23 protein-coding genes and 1 pseudogene are annotated in these 20,370 nt (G+C 73.6%); 5 read left to right on the top strand and 19 right to left on the bottom strand.

From position 1 onward, the window contains the following. Nucleotides 1-6: 6 nt before the first annotated feature. The 8 genes from AGRA3207_RS03885 to AGRA3207_RS03920 all read right to left on the bottom strand — a co-directional run bounded on the left by AGRA3207_RS03885 (nt 7) and on the right by AGRA3207_RS03920 (nt 6,834). Nucleotides 7-210 carry a cold-shock protein gene (locus AGRA3207_RS03885; protein ID WP_067468803.1) on the bottom strand — a complete coding sequence of 68 codons (204 nt, stop codon included), beginning with the start codon at nt 208-210 and terminating at the stop codon, nt 7-9. 245 nt (nt 211-455) lie between these two features. Next, the gene (gene kynU / locus AGRA3207_RS03890) at nt 456-1,757 is read right to left on the bottom strand and encodes a kynureninase (protein ID WP_231333172.1); all 1,302 of its coding nucleotides are present in this window, start codon (nt 1,755-1,757) and stop codon (nt 456-458) included. Beyond that, nucleotides 1,754-2,803 (bottom strand): amidohydrolase family protein, encoded by a 1,050-nt coding sequence (locus tag AGRA3207_RS03895; RefSeq protein ID WP_231333173.1) that lies wholly within the window; start codon nt 2,801-2,803, stop codon nt 1,754-1,756. Before AGRA3207_RS03895 ends, kynU begins: the two co-directional genes overlap by 4 nt. After that, a complete protein-coding gene (locus AGRA3207_RS03900; protein ID WP_231333174.1) occupies nt 2,796-3,368 on the bottom strand; it encodes a 3-hydroxyanthranilate 3,4-dioxygenase in 573 nt (190 codons plus the stop codon). The genes AGRA3207_RS03895 and AGRA3207_RS03900 overlap by 8 nt, the downstream gene beginning before the upstream one ends. After that, nucleotides 3,365-3,826, bottom strand: a complete 462-nt coding sequence (locus AGRA3207_RS03905; RefSeq protein WP_231333175.1) for a RidA family protein — start codon at nt 3,824-3,826, stop codon at nt 3,365-3,367. The genes AGRA3207_RS03900 and AGRA3207_RS03905 overlap by 4 nt, the downstream gene beginning before the upstream one ends. Further along, the gene (locus AGRA3207_RS03910) at nt 3,826-4,569 is read right to left on the bottom strand and encodes a 2-keto-4-pentenoate hydratase (protein WP_231333176.1); all 744 of its coding nucleotides are present in this window, start codon (nt 4,567-4,569) and stop codon (nt 3,826-3,828) included. Before AGRA3207_RS03910 ends, AGRA3207_RS03905 begins: the two co-directional genes overlap by 1 nt. Then, entirely contained in the window at nt 4,569-5,387 is an 819-nt protein-coding gene (locus tag AGRA3207_RS03915; RefSeq protein ID WP_231333177.1) for a 2-keto-4-pentenoate hydratase, read from the bottom strand. The genes AGRA3207_RS03910 and AGRA3207_RS03915 overlap by 1 nt, the downstream gene beginning before the upstream one ends. A gap of 10 nt (nt 5,388-5,397) precedes the next feature. Next, nucleotides 5,398-6,834, bottom strand: a complete 1,437-nt coding sequence (locus tag AGRA3207_RS03920; RefSeq protein ID WP_231333178.1) for a 2-hydroxymuconic semialdehyde dehydrogenase — start codon at nt 6,832-6,834, stop codon at nt 5,398-5,400. A 116-nt stretch (nt 6,835-6,950) separates the two neighbouring features. Between AGRA3207_RS03920 and AGRA3207_RS03925 the strand changes: the two genes are divergently transcribed. Further along, on the top strand, nt 6,951-7,889 hold the full coding sequence (locus tag AGRA3207_RS03925; RefSeq protein ID WP_231333179.1) for a LysR substrate-binding domain-containing protein: 939 nt from the start codon (nt 6,951-6,953) through the stop codon (nt 7,887-7,889). 37 nt (nt 7,890-7,926) lie between these two features. Here the strand turns inward: AGRA3207_RS03925 and AGRA3207_RS03930 are convergent, their stop codons facing one another. The 8 genes and pseudogenes from AGRA3207_RS03930 to AGRA3207_RS03965 form a co-directional block, all read right to left on the bottom strand. Beyond that, nucleotides 7,927-8,808 (bottom strand): alpha/beta hydrolase, encoded by an 882-nt coding sequence (locus AGRA3207_RS03930; RefSeq protein WP_231333180.1) that lies wholly within the window; start codon nt 8,806-8,808, stop codon nt 7,927-7,929. An 86-nt stretch (nt 8,809-8,894) separates the two neighbouring features. Beyond that, nucleotides 8,895-9,173: pseudogene (locus AGRA3207_RS03935) on the bottom strand (ABC transporter ATP-binding protein); the annotation flags it as partial. Nucleotides 9,174-9,304: 131 nt separating this feature from the next. Then, nucleotides 9,305-9,679: a hypothetical protein gene (locus AGRA3207_RS03940; RefSeq protein ID WP_231333181.1), complete on the bottom strand. Its 375-nt coding sequence runs from the start codon at nt 9,677-9,679 to the stop codon at nt 9,305-9,307. 76 nt (nt 9,680-9,755) lie between these two features. Next, a complete protein-coding gene (locus tag AGRA3207_RS03945; RefSeq protein ID WP_231333182.1) occupies nt 9,756-10,217 on the bottom strand; it encodes a hypothetical protein in 462 nt (153 codons plus the stop codon). A gap of 122 nt (nt 10,218-10,339) precedes the next feature. After that, nucleotides 10,340-10,735, bottom strand: a complete 396-nt coding sequence (locus tag AGRA3207_RS03950) for a hypothetical protein (protein ID WP_231333183.1) — start codon at nt 10,733-10,735, stop codon at nt 10,340-10,342. A 160-nt stretch (nt 10,736-10,895) separates the two neighbouring features. Then, nucleotides 10,896-11,504 carry a hypothetical protein gene (locus AGRA3207_RS03955; protein ID WP_231333184.1) on the bottom strand — a complete coding sequence of 203 codons (609 nt, stop codon included), beginning with the start codon at nt 11,502-11,504 and terminating at the stop codon, nt 10,896-10,898. Continuing rightward, complete coding sequence (locus AGRA3207_RS03960) at nt 11,488-11,730, bottom strand: hypothetical protein (protein WP_231333185.1); 243 nt, start codon at nt 11,728-11,730, stop codon at nt 11,488-11,490. The genes AGRA3207_RS03955 and AGRA3207_RS03960 overlap by 17 nt, the downstream gene beginning before the upstream one ends. Further along, complete coding sequence (locus AGRA3207_RS03965) at nt 11,727-12,080, bottom strand: ATP-binding protein (protein ID WP_231333186.1); 354 nt, start codon at nt 12,078-12,080, stop codon at nt 11,727-11,729. The genes AGRA3207_RS03960 and AGRA3207_RS03965 overlap by 4 nt, the downstream gene beginning before the upstream one ends. A gap of 597 nt (nt 12,081-12,677) precedes the next feature. Here AGRA3207_RS03965 and AGRA3207_RS03970 point away from each other — a divergent pair. Both AGRA3207_RS03970 and AGRA3207_RS03975 read left to right on the top strand, forming a co-directional pair. Next, complete coding sequence (locus AGRA3207_RS03970) at nt 12,678-13,445, top strand: tetratricopeptide repeat protein (protein ID WP_231333187.1); 768 nt, start codon at nt 12,678-12,680, stop codon at nt 13,443-13,445. A gap of 59 nt (nt 13,446-13,504) precedes the next feature. Beyond that, a complete protein-coding gene (locus AGRA3207_RS03975) occupies nt 13,505-13,906 on the top strand; it encodes a hypothetical protein (RefSeq protein WP_231333188.1) in 402 nt (133 codons plus the stop codon). Here AGRA3207_RS03975 and AGRA3207_RS03980 read toward each other — a convergent pair. Continuing rightward, a complete protein-coding gene (locus tag AGRA3207_RS03980; protein WP_231333189.1) occupies nt 13,896-14,534 on the bottom strand; it encodes a LuxR C-terminal-related transcriptional regulator in 639 nt (212 codons plus the stop codon). The two genes, AGRA3207_RS03975 and AGRA3207_RS03980, sit on opposite strands and share 11 nt — an antisense overlap. After that, a complete protein-coding gene (locus AGRA3207_RS03985) occupies nt 14,522-15,760 on the bottom strand; it encodes a sensor histidine kinase (protein ID WP_231333190.1) in 1,239 nt (412 codons plus the stop codon). Before AGRA3207_RS03985 ends, AGRA3207_RS03980 begins: the two co-directional genes overlap by 13 nt. Before the next feature lie 201 nt (nt 15,761-15,961). On the opposite strand from AGRA3207_RS03985, the gene AGRA3207_RS03990 reads away from it, so the two are divergent. Both AGRA3207_RS03990 and AGRA3207_RS03995 read left to right on the top strand, forming a co-directional pair. Beyond that, complete coding sequence (locus AGRA3207_RS03990; RefSeq protein WP_231333191.1) at nt 15,962-16,801, top strand: DUF4253 domain-containing protein; 840 nt, start codon at nt 15,962-15,964, stop codon at nt 16,799-16,801. Beyond that, nucleotides 16,792-17,931, top strand: coding sequence for a VldE C-terminal domain-containing protein (locus AGRA3207_RS03995; protein WP_231333192.1), 1,140 nt, complete (start codon nt 16,792-16,794; stop codon nt 17,929-17,931). The genes AGRA3207_RS03990 and AGRA3207_RS03995 overlap by 10 nt, the downstream gene beginning before the upstream one ends. Nucleotides 17,932-17,970: 39 nt before the next feature. On the opposite strand, the gene AGRA3207_RS04000 is transcribed toward AGRA3207_RS03995, so the two are convergent. After that, a complete protein-coding gene (locus AGRA3207_RS04000) occupies nt 17,971-19,938 on the bottom strand; it encodes an ATP-binding SpoIIE family protein phosphatase (RefSeq protein WP_231333193.1) in 1,968 nt (655 codons plus the stop codon). Between the last annotated feature and the right edge of the window lie 432 nt (nt 19,939-20,370).

The raw sequence follows: 20,370 nt of genomic DNA on the forward strand, positions 1-20,370 counted from the left end.
GGGGCCTCAGAGCGGGTAGACGCCCTCGGCCTGCGGGCCCTTCTGCCCCTGGGTGATCTCGAACCCCACGCGCTGGTTCTCGTCCAGGCTGCGGTAGCCGCTGGTGGTGATCGCCGAGTAGTGGACGAACACGTCCGGGCCGCCGCCGTCAGGAGCGATGAACCCGAAGCCCTTCTCGGCGTTGAACCACTTCACGGTGCCTTCTGCCACGTTTCCTTCTCCTCTGGGTGACGCTTCACCGGCCGCCGGGCGACGGCCGGGCTGCATTGCGGACTCATCTCGCGTCCGCCGGATCACCCGGGGGAAACGGAGAACGCCCGACGTCTAGAACTTCTGCGGGCGTTTCTTGCAAACGTTCGAGACTGCTGGCCGACTGCCTGCCTGACTGCAACGCATCGAACCTACCTCATTTCGGGGTCGCCCGACACCGACACACCGGCTGCGGTGGCCCGCCGTCACGCCGCGCCCGGGGCGAGGTCCGCGAGGGCCTCGGCGGCCCGGTGACAGTCGTGGAACGTGCAGTACAGCGGGACGGGCGCGAGCCGGATCACATCGGGCTCGCGGGCGTCGGCGACCACCCCGTGCCGTTCGGCGAGCCGCCTGACCAGGCCGCCCGCGTCCGTGACCCGCAGCGACAGCTGGGAGCCGCGCGCCGCCGGATCGGCCGGGGTGATCGTCTCGGCGCCGCGGACGGCGGCGAGCCGCGACGCGAGGTAGCCGGTGAGGCGCCCGCTCCTGGCGCGCAGCGCGTCCATCCCCACCCGGTCGAAGATCCGCAGGGAGGCCAGCACGGGCGCGAGCGCCAGGATCGGCGGGTTGGACAGCTGCCAGGCGTCGGCCGAGGCGGGCGGCGCGATCTGCGGCTCCATCCGGAACCGGACGGACGGGTCGGTCCCCCACCAGCCCGCCAGCCGCGGCAGCGAGGCGTCCCGGACGTGCCGCTCGTGGACGAAGCACCCGGCGACCGCGCCGGGGCCGCCGTTGAGGTACTTGTAGGAGCACCAGGCGGCGAAGTCCACGTCCCAGTCGTGCAGGCGCAGCGGCACGTTCCCGGCGGCGTGCGCGAGGTCCCAGCCGACGGCGGCGCCGGCGGCTCGGCCCGCCTGGGTGATCGCGGGCATGTCCATGAGCTGGCCGGTGAGGTAGTTGACGCCGCCGAGCATGAGCAGCGCCACCGTCGGGCCCTCGCGTTCGAGGAAGCGGAGCACGTCCTCGGTGCGCAGGTGCTCCTCGCCCGGCCTCGGCCGCAGCCGGACGACGGTCCGCGCCGGGTCCAGGCCGTGGTGGACGGCCTGGCTGGCGACCGCGTAGGAGTCGGACGGGAAGGCCGAGTCCTCGATGACGATGCGGGTGCGGTCCCCGGCGGGCCGGTAGAAGGTCGCCATCATCAGGTGCAGGTTGACGGTCAGCGAGTTCATCGCGACGACCTCGTGCGGCAGGGCGCCGACGAGGCGGGCCGCGGGCTCGCGGAGCAGCTCGTGGTAGTCCACCCAGGGGCGGCGCGCGCGGGTGTGGCCCTCGACCGCCAGCCGCGCCCAGTCCTCCAGTTCCTCGCGGAGCAGGCCCGCCACCGACCTCGGCTGGAGTCCGAGCGAGTTGCCCGCGAAGTACGCCGCCTCCGGGTGGGACCCGCCGGGCGCCGGCGGGACAAGGAATTCCCCGCGCAGCGTGGGCAGCGGGTCGGTCTCATCGAGGCGCCGCGCCTCGTCCTCGGCGGACGCCGCGTCCCTGGAGCCCGCCGTGTCCCCGGGGGTCACCGCGTCCCCCCTTCGGAGACGACCAGGCCGGCGGGGACCGGCGCGAAGAACTCCCGGGCGTTGCCGCCGAGGAGCCTGGCGCGCTCGGCGTCGTCCAGCCCGGGGCAGGCCCGGATCGTCGCGCCGGGCTCTGTCTCGCCCAGCGGGAACGGGTAGTCGGTGCCCAGCATCACGCGGCCGGTGCCCATCACGTCGATGAGCAGCCGGAGCGCGCGCGGGTCGAACACCGCGGAGTCCACGTAGAACCGGTCGGTGTACTGCGACGGCGGGCGCGGCGAGTCCGCGCGGACGATGTCGCGGTTGCGCCAGGCGTTGTCGGCCCGTCCGAGCAGGAAGGCGAAGCTGCCGCCGCCGTGGCAGAAGCACAGCCGCAGCGACGCCGGGAGCCGCTCGAACGCGCCGGACAGCATCAGCCCGAGGATGCTGAGCTGCGTCTCCGCGGGCATCCCGGACAGCCACGGCAGCATGTGCCCGCGCATCCGGTCGGCGCCGAGCATGTCCCACGGGTGGACCAGGACGGGAAGGCCGATGTCGGCGCAGTGCGCGAGGAACCCCGTGATGCCCGGATCGTCGAGGTTGCGGTCGCCGACGTGGTTGCCGATGTGGACGCCGCGGTGCCCCGCGGCCTGGGCCCTGGTCGCCACCTCGCAGGCGAGCGCCGGGTCCTGGAGGGGGACCTGGCAGAGCGGCAGCAGCCGGCCGGGGGCGTCCGCGCAGAAGGCCAGGATGCGCTCGTTCACGAGGTCGCACCAGTCGGCGGCGCGGGCCGGCTCGGCGGCGTACCCGAACATCAGCGGCGTGGACGAGACGGCCTGGACGCCGACCCCCGCGGCGTCCATGTCGGCCAGCCGCCGCGCGGGGTCCCACAGGCCCTCCTCGACGGGCCGGTACTCCTCGTCGCCGCTCATCATCATCCCGGTGCCGCCGGGGCCGACGCGCAGCCACGGCTCCCCTGCACCGGCGAGGGCGCGTCCCTCCGCGCGGGTGAACCGGGGGAAGACGTGGGAGTGGACGTCGGTGACCGGCGCGGGTCCGAGGTCAGGCACGGGGCGCCGTCGCGGGGACCATGGACTCCGGCCACTGCTTGCCCGGGTGGACGGCGCCGCAGCTGGGGCACGTGCGGTCGCCGTCGTAGAAGCCCTGGAAGACCGGCGGCAGGTCGTCGACGATCGAGCGGACCTGGAGGTCGACCCGGTGCACGAGGTGGTGGCACTCGGTGCAGTACCACTCGAACGCCTCCCGCTCGCCCTCCGGGCGCGGGATCTCCACCACCAGCCCGATCGACCCGGTCTCGGGCCGCTGGGGCGAGTGCCGGACGTGCGGCGGCAGCAGGAAGACGTCGCCCTCGTTGATCTGGACGTCGACCGGCGGGCGGCCCGCCTCCTCCATGACCCGCAGGACCATGTTGCCCTTGAGCTGGTAGAAGAACTCCTCCTTCGGGTCGTCGTGGAAGTCGGTGCGCTGGTTGGGGCCGCCGACCACCATGACGATCAGCCCGGCGTCGTCGAACACCTGGACGTTGCCCACCGGCGGCTTGAGCAGGTCGCGGTGCCCGTCGATCCACGCCTCGAAGTTGAACGGCCGCCCGAACGACAGCTGCGGCAGGGTCATGCCCCGGTCTCCTTTCCGGTGGTGCGGGCGCCGGGGATGTGGGCCACGCACGCGATCTCGATGAGCAGGTGCGGATGCGGGAGCTGGTGGACGGCGACGGTGGTCCGGGCGGGGCCGTCCTCGTCGAAGAACTCCCCGTAGACCTCGTTGTAACCGCCGAAGTCGTTCATGCTGACCAGGTAGGCGGTCACGTTGACGAGGTCGGCGAGCCCTCCCCCGGCGGCCTCCAGCAGGTCCGCGATGTTCTCGATGACGGCGCGGGTCTGCGCCCGGATGTCGAGGTCGGTGACGCCCATCGCGTCGGCGGCGGCGCCGGCGAACGTCCCGTCGGGGCGGCGCGAGCTCGTCCCGGACACGAACACCAGGTCGCCGGCGCGCTTGACGTGCGGGAAGCGGCCGCGCGGCCGGGCCTTGCCCGCGACGGTGATCGCTCCGCCCGCCGCCTCGCCGCGCCCCATCAGGTCGTCACCTCCACCGAGCCGAGTCCCGCGCCGGTGACGCGGACGTGCGCGTCCTTGGGCAGCGGGACGGCCGCGGTCGCGGCGCCGGCCAACACCACCCAGCCGGGTTCGAGCCTCATCCCGGCGCCGAGCGCGAGCCGCGCCGCCGCGCGCAGCGACCGCGCCGGGTCGCCGAGGATCGCGGCGGACGAGCCGGTCTGCACCGGACGCCCGTCGATCTCCATCAGCAGACCGGCGTTGGGCAGCGCACGCGGCGGGTGCCAGGTCCCGAAGCCGAACCGGGCGGCGGACGCGTTGTCGGCGATCACGTCCGGGAGCGTGAACTTGAAGTCCCGGTAGCGGGAGTCGAGCACCTCGAACCCGACGGCGACGCCCGCCACGGCCGACTCCACCTCGGCGACGGAGCGGACCTCCCGGCCGATGAGGTAGGCGATCTCCGGCTCGATCCGCGGATGGATGAGGGCGGACAGGTCGACCGACGACCCGGCGAGCATCGCGTCGGTGAGCAGTCCCCAGATGACGTCGTCCACGCCCATCTGGATCATCTTGGCGCGGCTGGTGAAGCCCATCTTGACGCCCGCGAGGCGCTCCCCGCGACGGCGGCGCCGCTCGATGACCGCGCGCTGGACGGCGTAGGCGGTGGCGACGTCGAACGGGGACGCGCCGGTCAGCGGGTCGATCGCCCGCCCGTCCCGCGCGGCCTCGTCGAGCCTCGCCGCCAGGTCCCCCACGTCCACCATCAGGACTCCTCCTTGCCGAAGGCGACGCGGACGTCGCCGAGGCCGTCGATGCGCGCCTCGAACACGTCGCCGGGGGCGGCGGGCACCACCGGCCCGAGCGCGCCGGTGAGCACGGTGTCGCCCGCGCGCAGCGGGCGGCCGAGCCGGGCGAGCGTGTCGGCGAGCCACAGCGCGGCGTTCAGCGGATGGCCGAGGCAGGCGGCGCCGTTGCCGGTGGACAGCTGCTCGCCGCGGCGCTCCAGCACCATCCCGCACAGCCGCAGGTCCACGTCGGCGAGCGGGACGGGCCGGGCGCCGAGGACGTACATGCCCGACGAGGCGTTGTCGGCGACGGTGTCGGCGAGGGTGATGTCCCAGTCGCGGACACGGCTGCCGACGATCTCGATGGCGGGCAGCGCGAACGCGGTCGCGCGGATCAGGTCGGCGACGGTGTGCCGCTCGTGGGGCAGGTCGCCGTCCAGGACGAGCGCGACCTCGGCCTCGGCGCGGGGCTGCAGGACGGCGCCGGGCGGGATCTCCGCGCCGTCCGGGACGGCCATGTCGGCGAACAGCATCCCGAAGTCGGGGCTGGCGACGCCGAGCTGGTCCTGCACAGCCGCGGACGTCAGGCCGATCTTGCGGCCGGTGAGGCGGCGGCCGTCGCGCAGCCAGCGGGCGGTCAGCCGGTCCTGGACGGCGTACGCCTCGTCCGCGGTGGTGATCAGGTCGCGCACGGGCTCGCACGGCACGCCCGAGGCGTGGGCGCCGAGGAGGCGCCCGGCGGCGGCGTCGATGGCGCCGGAGCCGCCCTCGGGGTCACTGCTGGAAGGATCGGTCACGGGTCCGCTCTCAGATCTGGATGCACACGTTGACGGGTTCGGAGAAGAAGTCCAGGGAGTACTCTCCCCCCTCGCGCCCGATGCCGGACGCCTTGACGCCGCCGAACGGGGTCCGCAGGTCCCGCAGGTTCCAGCAGTTCACCCAGACGATCCCGGTCTGCACGCGCGGCGCGACCCGGTGCGCCCGGGACAGGTCGCGGGTCCAGAGGGTGGCCGCCAGGCCGTAGGGGCTGTCGTTGGCGAGCCGCAGCGCCTCGTCCTCGGTGTCGAAGGGGGCGACGTGGCAGACCGGCCCGAAGATCTCCTCGCGGACGGTCCGGGCCGTCTCGGGCAGCCCGGTGAGCACGGTGGGCTCGACGTGGAATCCGCCGTCGCGGGCGTCCCCGAAGGCCGGGACGCCGCCGCCCGCCAGGACCTCGGCGCCCTCCTCGCGGGCGAGCCGGTAGTAGGACAGGACCTTCTCGCGGTGCTCTGCCGAGATCATCGGGCCGTAGTCCTCCAGCGCCCGCGCCCGCTCGGCGAGCCTGGCGGTGAACTCCCCGAACACGGGCCGCTCGACGTAGACGCGCTCGGTGCACAGGCAGATCTGCCCGGAGTGGGTGAACGAGGAGCGGACGGTGCCCTCCACGGCCGCGTCGAGGTCGGCGTCGGCGAACACCAGCGCGGGGTTCTTGCCGCCCAGCTCGAACGAGACGGGGGTGACGTGGTCGGCGGCGTTGCGCATGATGGCCGCGCCGGTGGCCGACTCGCCGGTGAACGCGATGGCGTCCACGCCGGGGTGCCCGGTGAGGAACTCGCCGGCCGCGCCGGCGCCGTGCCCGTGCACCAGGTTGAACGCGCCGGACGGCAGCCCGGCCTGGTCGATCACCTGGGCGAGCAGCGTCGCGGTCGAGGGCGTCTCCTCCGAGGGCTTGGCGACGACCGCGTTCCCGGCCGCGAGCGCCGGGGCGACCTTCCAGGTCAGCAGCAGCAGCGGCAGGTTCCACGGCGAGATGACCGCGACCACGCCGAGGGGGCGGCGGACGGTGTAGTTGAGCGCCTGCCCCGTCCCGGCGCTCCAGCCCGGGACCTGCGTGGTGTAGGCCCGCTCGGGGCGCCCGTACAGCAGCTCGGCGTAGGCGCGGAAGTTGCCGATGGCGCGGGGGACGTCGACGGTGGAGGCCAGCTCGCGGGGCTTGCCGGTGTCGGCGACCTCCGCGTCGACGAACTCCTCGAACCGCGCCTGGATGCCGCCGGCGATCCGGCGCAGGGCGGCGGACCGCTCCTCGGCGCCGGTCGCGCCCCACGCGCCGTCGAGCGCGGCCCGGGCGGCGGTCACGGCGTCGTCGACGACCTCGCGGGTGGCCTCGGGGACGGTGCCCAGCTCGGAGCCGTCCGCGGGCGCGAGGAGGGGGAAGGCCGGACCGTCCGAACGGAAGATCCCGCCGACGTAGTGCTCAGCCTTCATCTCGTTCCTCCACCCCGTGATCTGCCCGGACACCTGCGATCCTGCGCCACCCGAGCTATGCCTGGCAAATACCAAAGCCCCCTGTTGCTATCACCAAGCTGTGATAGGAAGGGGGCATGCGCGCGATCGACCTGCTCAACGGGCGGCTGAAGCTGCGGCACCTCGTCCTGGTCGCGGCCATCGCCGACCAGGGCAGCGTCCTGCGGGCGGCCGAGCACCTGCACCTGGCCCAGCCCGCGGTGACCCGCAGCCTGCGCGAGGTCGAGACCCTGCTCGGCGTGGAGCTGTTCGTCCGCGGCCCGCGCGGGGTGACGCCGACGATGTTCGGCGAGGCGTTCCTGGAGCACGCCCGCGCCGTCCTGGCCGAGCTGCGCCGCGCGGGCGAGCGGATCTCCGGCCTCGCGGACGGCGAGGTCGGCACCGTCACGATCGGCACGCTCCTCGCCGGGTCCAACGTGCTGCTGCCCCGCGCCATCGCCGCGCTCAAGGAGGACCGCCCCGGCATCACCGTGATCGTCCAGGAGGCGACGTTCGACGCGCAGGTCCCGCGCCTGCTGGACGGGGAGATCGACCTCATCCTCGGGCGTCTCAACCCGATCGGCGACCTGCGGGGCCTGCGCCAGGTCACCCTCTACGGCGAGCCCGTCCGCCTCGTCGCCCGGCACGGCCATCCGGCGCGGACGCGGCGGGGCCTGAGCCTCGCGGACCTGCTCGACTACCCCTGGGTGCTGCCCCTGGAGCAGACGGCGCTGCGCGCGGAGCTGGAGCAGCTCTTCCGCGCCGAGGGGCTCGTCCCGCCGGGGAACCTGGTCGAGTGCACGTCGGTGCTGACCGTCCGCACCCTGGTCCGCGACACCGACATGATCGCCGCGCTGCCCGAGCTGGTCGCGCGGACCGACGCGGGCATCGCGCCCCTGCCGGTGCCGCTGGAGGCCGTCCGCCGGCAGGTGGGCGTCACGCTGCCCGCGCACCGCTCCCCGACCCCGTCCGCCCGGCTGATGCTCGACCATCTGCGGCGCGAGGCCGCCGAGATCCGCGATCTGGTCGCCGGCTGACCGGCGGGACGCGCCGATCAGGGGGCATGCCGGCCGGTCAATGCCGCGGGCCGATGAGCGCGAGCAGGGCGCGGAAGACCGCCGAGCCGGGGTCGGCGAGGTCCAGGACGACGTCGAAGTGGTCGCGATCCGGCACGACCAGCGGTCCGGCCGCGTCCCAGTGCGGCGCGAACCGCCGTGACTGCGCCAGGAACCCGGCGCCGTCGTGCTCGGCGACGGCGATCACGGCGGGGCAGCGGCGCGGCGCGGGGAGCAGCGCCGGGCTCAGCGCGGCGGCGCGGGGTAGGTCGAGCCCCACCACCTGGTTGACGTACACGCGCGTCAGCGGGCGCAGGTCGAAGAGCCCGCTGAAGGGCATCGCCGCCTTGACGACGTCCTCGGGGAGCCCGAGCGGCGCCTGCCATCCCCCGACCATCGTCATCCCGGTCAGGTGGCCGCCCGCCGAGCTCCCGCCGACGACGATGCGGTCCGGGTCGAGCCCGTGCCCGCGGCCGTGCCGGTGGACCCACGCGACCGCCGCCCGCACCTGCCGGACGATCTCCTCCAGCGTGGCCTCGGGCGCGAGGGTGTAGTCGGGCACGACGGTCGCGACGCCCTGCCCGTGCAGTGCGCGGGCCATGAAGGACGACTCGTGCCGCGACAGCGCCATCCAGTAGCCGCCGTGGAGGAACACGAACGCGGGCCGGAGGTCCGGCCCGCCGGCGCCCCACACGTCCAGGCGCTCGCCGCTCGCCTCGTCGTACACGATCCCGGGGTGACCGGGCAGCCCGTCGACGGCCCGCGCGGACTCGGCGCGGTACCGCCCCATGTGCCGCTCGAACAGCTCGGGCCCGGCCTTGCGGCGCACGTTGTAGGCGACGTCCAGCTCCTCGTCGCTGAGCCCACGGCCGGGCCAGTCGTCCAGGTCGACGGTCTCCACGCGCATACCTCCCGATCGGGGACCAGCCTCCCGCCGCGGGCCGCCGGGATCAAATACCGTTCCCGTCCGCCGCTATCACCGCCGGGCTATGGCCTCCGCAGCGGCCGGCCCCGGCGCGGGGGCGCCTCGTCCCAGACCGGCTCGTCCGACTCGCGGACGCGGCCGTCCGCGGCGAAGACCAGATGGCGGTCGAGGTCGGCGGCGAACCAGCGATCGTGGGTGACGGCCAGGACCGTCCCGGCGTAGGACGCGAGGCCCTCCTGCAGGGCCTCGGCGCTGGCCAGGTCGAGGTTGTCGGTGGGCTCGTCGAGCAGCAGGAGCGTCGCGCCCGACAGCTCCAGCAGCAGGATTTGCAGCCGGGCCTGCGGGTGGCTCCGCTATTCCGCCGACCAGCCCCCACGCAGACGACAAGGGGGCCGCGGCCCTCTCAGGCAACGGCCCCCTTCAACTTCCGGCGTCACCCTTGCGAGGGCGGCCCGCACACCCCGCACACTCGTTAATCCCCGGACTGGCCCAGGCTCAGCAGCCCCGCGCTCTCTGGCAGCTCATGGAGTACTTCCCGCCCGGTGGCCATGAGATGACCGGCCAGCGTCAGTGCCTCCCGGCCCGCGTCCAGATGTGCCAGCGCCCGGTCCGCCCGCACCCGATCACACCGATCCGCAGGCGCCCGCAGCTCCAGCCGCCGTATCGCGGTGAGCCGCCCCGTCACAGGCACCAGCAGCTCATACACCGGCAGCAGCAGGTCCTCCAGATCCTCTATCGCCCTTCCCAGCCCATCCACCCGCAGCCACGGCGCACCGGCCCGGACCAGGGGCTTCACCTCATCCAGCGCATCCGATGCCCTGGCCAGCACCGCATCCGCACCCTGCACCGGCCGACCCTGCTCTCCCCCACCCCCGGCACGCCCGCAGCCCCGGCACACCCCGGCCCCCGATCCGAGCGCGCCCTCACTCACCAGAACTCCGCACGGGCCCGTTCTCCAGCGTCCGCAGCAGCCGCTGCATGATCGACAGGGCCGACGTCGTCACCTTCAGGTACCGGTCCCGTGGCAGGCCAGCCTCATCCAGTGCTTCCCCGTAAGCGGTCATCACCATCGCCACCGCCCTGATCAGCACCTCGTGATCGTCGCAAGGAGTGTCGTCGTCATGGACCCTCATCGGCGCGTACATCTGAAACGGCACATGGAACCGCTCGACATCCAGCACACCCGGCCGCCTGCCGCCATTGGCCGCCCTGACCGCCGACAGGAACACCTTCAGCGCACGGACGTCCGCTTCCGCGTACTTAACCGTGCGAGCGCTCAGGCCCTCCCCGCCCGGCGCAAAGACCCGCAGGTGCTCCCGCGCCGCCCACCGCCGCACCGTCGCGGCAGGCAGATCCAAGACGTCGGCCGCCTCCCGCGCGCCCATGCTCGCCTGGGTGTAGTACCAGTCCGCCGAGTGCCAGTCCCCCGGCTCAGCCGCCCGCGCCGATCCAGGCGCTTCCGCACTACTGCGCACCGCGCCCCGGCCGTGGCCATCCCGTGCCGCCCTCACCACGCGTCCTTGCCTGGCAGCCGCAGCGACCGCCGCACCGCGGCATCAGCCGAGCCCATGATCCGACGACGCACCCCCGCCTCCAGCCCCGCCTCCTGCAGAGCCCCGGCGTAGGCGGCCGAGACCACCCGGATCGCCTCCATCAGCAGCCGGCCTCCGCTGTTGCCGGTCTGGACGTCTCCCGGCCCGTACAGCTCATACGCCAGGTGGACCCGCTCGACATCCCTCAACGTCGGCGGCGGGCCGCCCTTGAACACCCGGACCACCCCCAGCAGCGCAGCCAGCGCCCGCACGTCCTCCCCCGAATAGCTCGTCCGGCACCGCTCGCCCGCCACCCCGAGACCGCGCACGTGACCGTGCAGCGCCCACCGCCGGACCTTCCTCCGCGACACCCCCAAAAGACCGGCCGCCTGCCCCGCACCGACCACGTCCCCCCGCCGATACCACTCAAGAGAATGCCATTTGAGCGCCTGATTCCCAGGCGCCTCCGCCTCTTCCACTTATCCTCTCATCCCCTTTCGTGAATCCGGGTATCTGACATGATCGTTCTTCTCACCTCTGACCGTTCCTCCCCAGCCTCCCCGCATTCCCCCCGCCATTCCCAGCTCCATTGCCGCCTGCGATCTGGTCAGTTCCCGCGCTGCCCGCCGGGCCGTCGGGCACCCGCCGCAGCACCCGCCGCAGCGCCGTCTCGGCCGCCGCCGCGATCTCCGCGCGCCGGGCATCGTCCAGCCCCGCCGCCTCCAGCACCCCGGCGTACACATCGCACACCAGCGCGACAGCCTCCTCCAGCTCGCGGCGGCCGCCCTCCCGGCCACCCCCGGGCACCGCACCGCCCACCGGCCCGTACATCTGATACGGCACGTGCACCCGCGCGACATCCCGCAAGGTCACCGGCGACGCCGGGCCCCTGGCCTCCCACGCCCCCTCCAGCAGCGCACCCAGCGCCCGCACGTCCGCACCCGCGTACAACGTGTGCAGCCGCCGGACCCGATCCGGCTCCAGCCCGATCCCGCGCACATGACCGCGCATCGCCCACCGCCGCACCGTCCGGGTCTCCACCCCCAAGATCCCCGACGCCTCACCCGGATACAGCCCATCCCCGCCGTAATACCAGCCAAGGCCCGCCCATTCGGCGGGTATTTCAGCCTTCGCCGCCATTTGCCTCCCTTTCCCATTCCTCGCTGAACGCGGCGCCGACGTCCGGCCCGCCATCCAATTCACGCATTACCAGGATTTCGGAGGCGCTGCGGACGATGCGCTCGGCCCGCAGCCGCTCACCGTCAGGGACCACCCGCCCCGCCGCGCCCCGCGCCCACGGCTCATAGACCCGGATCACCGCACGCAGGTACAGGGCGTCCACGGCCCGTTCTTCGGGCGTGGTCACCGCGCCCACCTCGCGAAGACCGCCTTGCCACCAGCGGGTAACCGCCGCACACCCCAGTCGCCCGCCAGCTCCGCCACCACCACCAGCCCGCGCCCCGACTCCCAGCCCAGATCCGGCGTCCGGCGCTCAGGCATCCGGGAGGAGTAATCCCAGACCTCCACCACATACCAGGCAGGCAACTCGTAAGCCCTGACCACGATCGACTCGCCCCGCGTGTGCACCACGGCGTTCCCGACCAGCTCACCTACGACGGTAAGGGGATCATCGAAATCAATGATCCAATCAACCGCAGCCTTCCGGACGAACTCCCGAGCCGCCGCGCTGCTTTCCGGCGCATGAGCGAGGATCACGCCCGATATCACCGGCCCCCCGCCGCGCGAGACCCACGCCGATATGTGACCTTTGACCGCCTCACCCCGGTCAGGATGCATCTAACATCGTGCATCGGGTCCGACCTCCCTGTCGGGCCAAGGCCCCGGACCCCCCGACGCTGCAACGTCGGGCCGGGGCCGCTTTGCTTGGTGCCCCGTATAATCCAGAACCATTCGGTGCTGTGGTAGAGCACTCATTGCTGAGAGCAATAGGGAGTGATCATGGAAGTCCGAACCCTGCCGGAGGCACTCCAGACGATCATGACTGTTCGCGGATGGTCCCAGGGGCGACTAGCCCGTGAGCTGGGCGTCTCTCAGACTTGGGTGTCCCAGGTATCCGGAGGAAAGCAGGACACGAGAGTCCGTACGGCGATCGTCCTCTTAGGTAAAGTAGGGTGGGAAATACGCATATCGCCCAAGGAGGGTTCTGTGGACCGTAGGGAGTTCATGACCGCAGCCGCATCCGTGATCTTCGCCCCTAGTGGGACGGCTACCCCTTACTGCGATCCGGCGTACGTCAAGGCTCTCGCGATCTCGCTAGCCCGTAGCCGCTACGAACTGGGTGGCCTACCGCTCGTGTCGAGCGCCACCAACCATGTCAGCCAAGTGCAGCGTGCACTGAAGGACGCGCCAAAGTCCGCCTTGGGTGGCGCCGCTTCTGAACTGACCAATCAGGCAGCGCTGGTGTTTTACGATGCAGGCAACCTGACAGCGGCCGAACAAATGGGAAGCCTCTCCCTGGACTATGCCGTCCATGGCGCCGACCGCGAAGGGCAAGCACGTGCTTATGACGGTCTAAGTCGTATCAGCCTCTACAGAGGCGACTTCAGTCGAGCAGCGAGCTACGCACGGCAAGGGCTGAAAGTCCCTGACGTTTCATACAGCCAACGAGCCACCTTGTTCATGCGACTAGGCCGCGCGCTTGCACTCATATCCCACCAGGAGGCCAACGCCCGTACTGCTCTGGACGACGCCCGTACAGTGACCGGTCTGTCGCCCTTTACCGAAGCCGCGCTTATCGGCGACGTCGGTATCGGCCTAGGAAATCTTCGTCGCTACAGAGAGGCCGGAACGCTCCTAGGCGAGGCGGCCGAGTGCATCGGCGAATGGTCACCTCTGTTTCAGGCACAGTACCTTGGGCGCCAGGTACAAGCAGCACTACGAGGTAGAAACCCAGAGCTTGCCGCCAACCATATGGACAAGCTCGCGCGAGCGGTCCCGTTCGTGGAGTCGGCAAGGGTGAACACGCGTGTGCAAGAGATCTTGGCGACCTCCACCAGATGGCTAGCGGTGTCTGAGATTCGTAACGCTCGGGATCACCTCAAGTCCGTGGGCTGCCGTTAACCCATCGTGTGAGGATTTTCCCGACCAGGTCTAGGGCGCGCGCCGTTGGACGCGCGCCTTTGCGTCTGTCGTGCCGCTGCTCGCCGGTTCGGGTCGGGTCCGGTGACGCTCGCTCCGGCCGGACACGGACGGCGAGTCGGGACCGTCACCGGTCGGACGGTCGGGACGAGACCGAGCAGGGCCCCTATCCCACTCGGCTTGCCCTCCGCCGCCGTTACGGCCCTCCCGCCTGCCACCAGGCACGCGGCGCGCGCGGCGCCGGGGAGGACGCGCGGGCGTCCGCGGCCGGGTATCTGGAGCGCGACCGCGGGCGGTACCCGAGCCTCGCCGCGCACGGCCACCTCGGCGGGCACGACTGGGACGCGGCGTTCGCCCAGGGCCTCGGGCACCTGCTGGACGGGATCGCGGGCGCGGCCCCGCCCGGCGGGCGTCCCGGCCCCGGGGACGCCGTCAGGAGTTGAGGTAGGCCAGGACGGCGAGGACGCGGCGGTGGCCGCTGTCGCTCGGCGGCAGGCCGAGCTTGGCGAACACCGCGCCGATGTGCTTGCTGACCGACCGCTCGGTGATCACCAGTGTGGTGGCGATGGTGGCGTTGTCGAGGCCCTGCGCCATCAGCCCGAGCACCTCCCGCTCGCGGGGGGTGAGCGCCCGCAGCGGGTCGCGCCGGGCGGTCATCAGCTGGGACACGACCTCGGGGTCCAGCGCCGTGCCGCCCGCGGCGACGCGTGCGAGGGCGTCCAGGAACTCGTCGACGCGGCTCACGCGGTCCTTGAGCAGGTAGCCGACGCCTCCCGCTCCCCCGGCGAGCAGCTCGGCGGCGTAGGTCTCCTCGACGTACTGCGACAGGACCAGCAGCGGCAGCCCCGGCAGCTGCTTGCGGGCCTCGACGGCGGCGCGGAGCCCCTCGTCGCGGAACCCGGGCGGCAGCCGGACGTCGAGGACGGCGGCGTCGGGCCGGTGCTCCAGCAGCGCCGGCAGCACGTCGGGCCCGCTGTCGGCCACCGCCACGACCTCGTGCCCGTCCGAGGTCAGCAGGAGGACCAGGCCCTCGCGCAGCAGGACGTTGTCCTCGGCGATCACGATCCGCACGGCAGGTCCACCTCCAGGGTCGTGCCTCCCCCGTCGGGGCTGTCGACGCGGGTGGCGCCGTCGAGCGCGGCCACCCGGCGGCGGATGCCCGCGAGGCCGCTGCCGCGGCCGGCGTCGGCCCCGCCCTTGCCATCATCGCGCACCACGATCCTCAGCAGCGCCCCGTCCCGGCGGACGGTCACCCACGCGCGGGAGGCGCCGCTGTGCTTGGCGACGTTGGTGAGGGCCTCGGCGACGACGAAGTAGGCGGCGGCCTCCACGGCGGCGGGCGCCCGCGCGTCCGTGAGGTCCGTCTCGACGGGGATCGGCCGCCCCGCCGCCAGCGCCCGCACCGCCCCGGCCAGGCCCCGGTCGGACAGGATCGGGGGGTAGATCCCGCGGATCACCGTCCGCAGGTCGGTGAGGGCCTCCTCCACGCCGTCCCGGGCCTCCAGGAACAGCGCCCGCGCCGCGTCGGGGTCGGCGTCGAAACGGCGGTCGGCGAGCCCGAGCCGCAGCGCCGCCGCGACGAGCTGCGCCTGCGTCCCGTCGTGCAGGTCCCGCTCGATGCGGCGCAGCTCGGCGCCGTGCGCCTCCAACGCCCCGGCGCGGGTCTCGGTCAGCTGCTCGACCCGCTCGGTGAGGCTGGTGCGGCGGGTGGGGCGCAGCAGCGCCTCGGCGAGGAGCGCCTGCCAGCGGGCGAGCCGCGGCACGAGCCACAGCAGGAGGAACGCGTCCAGGGCCACTTGCAGGAACGGAAGCGTCAGCGCCTTGGGCCAGCTGTCCAGCGTCACGAACGCCGACTGGGACCCCTCCGGCGCGGCCCACCACCACAGCGGCAGGGAGAACGAGAACGGGATCGCCGGCCACAGGCCCACCGCGAGGACGGCCGCCACCAGCGCGGTGAACCCGTGCGCGAGCGTCCACGCCACGTCCCGCCACAGGGCCGGGGACCTCAGGAGCCGGCGCGCATCCTCCGGCTTGACGTCCGCCGTCCCGTAGGGCTCGGGGATCTCGCGGCCCAGCCGCCGCGCAGCCCGGCGCCGCTCCATCCCGGCGAGCGCGCGGAGCGGCTTCACCGCGTCCGGCAGCCACGGCAGGGTGAACGCCAGCAGCGCCAGGAACACCAGGACGGGCCCGATCGCCAGCAGGGCGGGCAGGCCGGTGCCGAGCCCTCCCACCAGGTAGCGGGTCGCGTCCCCGCTGCGTCTCAGGGCCTCGGTACCGCGTCTCGTCGCCTCGTTCATGTCTCCTCACGGCACACGGTAGGGGACGGGACCGCGCCGCGCACCGGGGCCCGCCCCCAGGCCGGGGGTGGAGCGGAGTACACCCGGTTTGCAACGGTGCGTGACCGAAGGCGGCGGCTCGCCCCCAGGGAGCGCCGGGCGCCGTTACCATCTCGGAGTGCCAAGATCCCGTTGGCATGCTCTGTACCGGAACGGCGTGAAATGGATGACCTAGAGGTCCGGCGGCACCTGCCGGGCAACCTGCCGCAGCTGTTCACCGGCGACGGGGACGACCCCGCCGGGCGGACGCTGTCGCTGCCGCTGCCCGACGGGGACGTGGTGTGGCCCGATCCCGGCTACCCCCAGCGCCAGCTGCTGATGCGGCCCGCGTTCTGGCTCAGCGACGAGCCCGTGCACGGGGACCTGTGGGGCAGGCTCCGCGCCGAGCACCCGCGTTCCGGGCTGTGGCCGCTGCTGATGGACGAGACCGACCAGCCGTGGGCGGCCGGGCAGATCGCCCCCGAGCCGGTGGCCGAGATCGGCAACTACGCCCCCCACGCGTTCATGTACGAGGTGTGGGCCGACTGGGCGGAGCAGGCGGCCGAGGAGGACCACGGCGACCTGGCGCCGTTCGGCCGGCACTGCCCCGGCCCGGCCGCGCCCGGGCATCCGCTCGACGACCCCGACGCCCTGGCCGACCGCCATGCGCGCACGCTCGGCGCCCGCGGGCCCTCGCTCGCCCTCGCCGCCGTGGATCGGGGCGCGGACGCGCTCGCCGCCGTCGGCTGGCAGGGCGCGCTCAACCACAACGAGTGGACGGCGCCGCTCGCCGCCGTCGTCCGCGGCTGGGAGGAGCGCTTCGGCGCCCGCGTGGTGGGGATGGGCTTCAACACGCTGGAGCTCAGCGTCGCCGCGCCGCCGGTGACGACGCGGCACGCCGTCCACGTCGCCGCCGAGCACTGGGCGTTCTGCCCCGACATCCTCTTCCAGGGCCCCGGCACCCTCGCCGGCTACGCCGAGGAGATCCGCGGCAAGACCTGGTGGTCGTTCTGGTGGGACTGACAGGGCCGGGCCGGGCGCTGCCCGCCGTGGTCGCCGCCGCCCTCACCCTCACCCTCGCCGCCGACGTCACGGTGGTCCTGTCACGGCTCCCGGCCGCGGACCGGCCCGGGGACCTGGTGTCGGTCCCGGACGGGGCGGCGCCCGCGCCGCCGGCCGTCGCGCCGCTGACCCGCCGCCACATCCCCCACCTGCTGATCGCCGGCGCCGCGCCGCTGCCGGCCGCGGCCGTCGTCCGCGCCTCGCGGCTGCGGGGCGTCGCGGGGGCGACGGTCGTCGACGCGGCCCGCGCGCAGGTCGGCGGCCGCCGGGTCGGGCTGCTCGGCGTGGACCCGTCGTCGTTCCGGGCGTTCGCGCCGCCGCGCACGGCCGAGTCCGACGGGCTGTGGCAGACGATCGCGACCGGCGGACTCGCCGTGTCCTTCGACCTCGGCCGGGACGGTTCGCTGCCGCTCGGCGGTGTCGTCGAGGCGGGCTCCAGCGCGCATCCGGGGCGGGTGCGGGTCGGCGCCTACGCCTCGATGGGCATCGGCGACGTCGACGCGGTGGTCTCGCGCGCGCAGGCCCGCGCGCTCGGCCTGCCGGACGGCAACGGACTCGTCCTCAGCGCCCCCAGGGCCGACGTCGCGCGGCTGACCGGTCAGCTCAGGAGGATCATGCCGCGCGGCACGAGGGTGGCGCCGCTGAACACGCGGCGGGCGCCGGCCGGGACCGGCGGCGGGCCCCGGGTGACGGCCCGGCCGGACGGCGGGAGGGGTGCCGGCTCGCCGATCACCGGGAACACGATGACGCCGGCGATGCGGACCGCGCTGCTGGAGATCAACAGGATGTTCGGGCCGTTCCCGGCGATCGGCTGCCACCGCTCGGACGCGGACGCGCAGGACCACGGCGACGGCCGGGCCTGCGACTTCATGGAGGGCGCCGGGGGCCGCATGCCGAGCGCGGACGCGCGGCGGCATGGCGACCAGGTCGCCCAGTACGTGATCACCAACGCGCGGCGGCTCGGGATCTCCTACGTCATCTGGAAGCAGCACATCTGGAACGTCCGAGGCGGCGGATGGCGCCCGATGGCCGACCGCGGCGGCATCACCCAGAACCACTTCGACCACGTGCACGTGTCCGTGCTGCGCTGACGGCCCGCGCCACCCTGCCCGGGCGCGGCCGCCGGGCGCTCAGGGGATGGCGAGCTGGCACCAGACGACCTTGCCGCCGCTGGTGCGGCGGACGCCCCACCGCTCGGCGAGGCGCCCGACGACGTGCAGGCCCCGGCCCGTCTCCGGCATGTCGTGGTCCTCCTGATGCCGGATCCGGGGACGGCCGTCGGAGCAGTCGAACACCTCGCACACCAGCCCGCCCTCGCGGACGAGCCGGAGCGTGACACGGCCGCCCGCGTGCCGGATCGCGTTGGTGACCAGCTCGGAGACCACCAGGACCGTGGTGTCGGCCAGGTCCGCCAGGTCCCAGCGGCCGAGCCGGTCGCGGACGAGGCCGCGCGCCCGGCGCACCGCGGCGGGCTCGGCGGGCAGGTCCCAGGACGCGTGGTGGTCGGACGGGATGCGCCGCAGCCGCGCCACCAGCATCGCGATGTCGTCGCGGTGCTGGTCGTCGTAGACGCCGTCGAGGGCGGCCTGGCACAGGTCCTCCAGCGGGCGGGAGGCGGCGTCGGCGCCGAACGTGCGCTGGAGGCGGGCGAGCCCGTCGTCGATGTCGCGGGCCCGGTTCTCCACCAGCCCGTCGGTGTACAGGAACAGCAGCGTCCCGTCCTCGACGGTGAACTCGCGGCTGACGATCGGGCCGTCGCCGCCGACGCCCAGCGGGGGCGCGGGCGGCACGTCCAGGTAGTCCGGCCCGGCCCCGGGCGGGGCGATCAGGGGAGGCAGGTGCCCGGCGCTGGCGACCTCGCAGCGGCCGCTCACCGCGTCGTAGACGACGTAGGCGCAGGTGGCGAAGTGCGGCTCGCGCTCGCCGAGCGTCCGCATCAGCGAGTCCAGGCGTTCCAGGGCCTCGGCGGGCGGCAGTTCCAGCCCGGCGAGGGTGTGGATGGCGGTGCGGAGCCGTCCCATGGTGACCGCGGCCTTGACGCCGTGCCCGGCCACGTCCCCGACGACGAGCGCGACCCGCGCGCCGGGCAGCGCGATCGACTCGTACCAGTCGCCGCCGACCTCGATGAGGCGGCTGCCGGGCAGGTAGCGGTGGTGCACCTCGACCGGCGACGGCGCCGACAGGCCGGTCGGCAGCAGGCTGCGCTGGAGGGTCAGCGCGGTCGCCCGCTCCCGCGAGTACTGCCGGGCGCTCTCGACGAAGATGGACGCCCGGCTGGCGAACTCCATCCCGATCTCGACGTCGTAGGCGTCGAACGGGCGGTGCGCGACGCTGCGGGTGCAGACGAAGAAGCCGAGCACGCCCGCGGCGGAGGTGATCGGCAGCAGCAGCATCGAGGCGCCCTTGAGCAGGTCGGCGACCGGCGGGCGGCGCCAGGCGGCGGCGATCCGGGCCGCGCCGTCGCCGCCGAGGCCGACCAGCACCGGCTCCCCGGTCTGCATGCACCGCGCGTACGGGGTGCCGGACGGGTAGACGAGCGCCTCGCCGGTGGGGAACGTCGCGTCCCAGGCGGGGTCGCCGTCGTCGAAGCCGAGGGCCATCCGGCGCAGCAGCAGCGCCCCCTCGGCCCCGGCGGGCGGCTCGTCGGCGTCCACCAGGCTCTCCAGCAGCAGCAGCGCGCCGGAGTTGCAGAAGTGCGGGATCAGCACGTCCATCAGGCCGCGGGCGAGCAGGTCGAGGTCGAGGGTGGAGCCGATGCGGGGCAGCGCGTCGTCCAGGAGCGCCCGGCGGATCACCGCCGGGTCGACGAACCGGTCGGCGAGCGGCACCGGGACGCGGACGACGGCGAGCGCCGCGAGGCCGGGCGGCCCGCCGCTCATGGGGTGCACGGTGACGACGGCGTCGAGCGTGGCGCCCGCCGGGGTCTCCACGGCGAGCATGGCGGTGCGCTCCCGCCCGGCCGTCAGGGCCTCCAGCAATGGCTTGCGCGCACCGGCGATCACCTCGTCCAGGAGGGCACCGTGCAGCCCGTCCGGTTTCGGGGACAGAACGGCGGCGGCGTTACGGTCGAACTGGAGTATTCTCCCCGACGAATCCATGCCGAGAATAAGAATTCGGGTGGACGACTCCATCGCTCGATTATGGGACATGGAGCCTCTCTATGAGGCCGATACGGCGGGGGAATCCCACCCGTGACCCCGATCCCGTGGGCGCTGCGGGGGACGGGCCGACATCGGTCCAGGTAAGCGGAATTCCCGCCCGTCCGGGCGGGGAGGACATTTCCGGTCACGCGCTCCGGCGGCCGGCGTCGAGGAACTCCTGCCACGTCCGCCGGCCCACCGCGTGGTCCGGCGCGAGGTGCCGTCCCTCCCCGGAATCCGCGGACCACGCGCCCGGGAGCGGGACGGGAAGCCGGGCGCGGCAGGCCCGCGGGCGGCGGCGGGACGCCGGGGACCGTGGCCAGGGCGCCCGGGATCCGGGCGGGCAGGGCGTGGAACCGCGTCGTCCGCAGGATAGTGTCCGCTCCCCGG

The sequence above is a fragment of the Actinomadura graeca genome (genome assembly GCF_019175365.1).
Taxonomy (GTDB): Bacteria; Actinomycetota; Actinomycetes; order Streptosporangiales; family Streptosporangiaceae; genus Spirillospora; species Spirillospora graeca.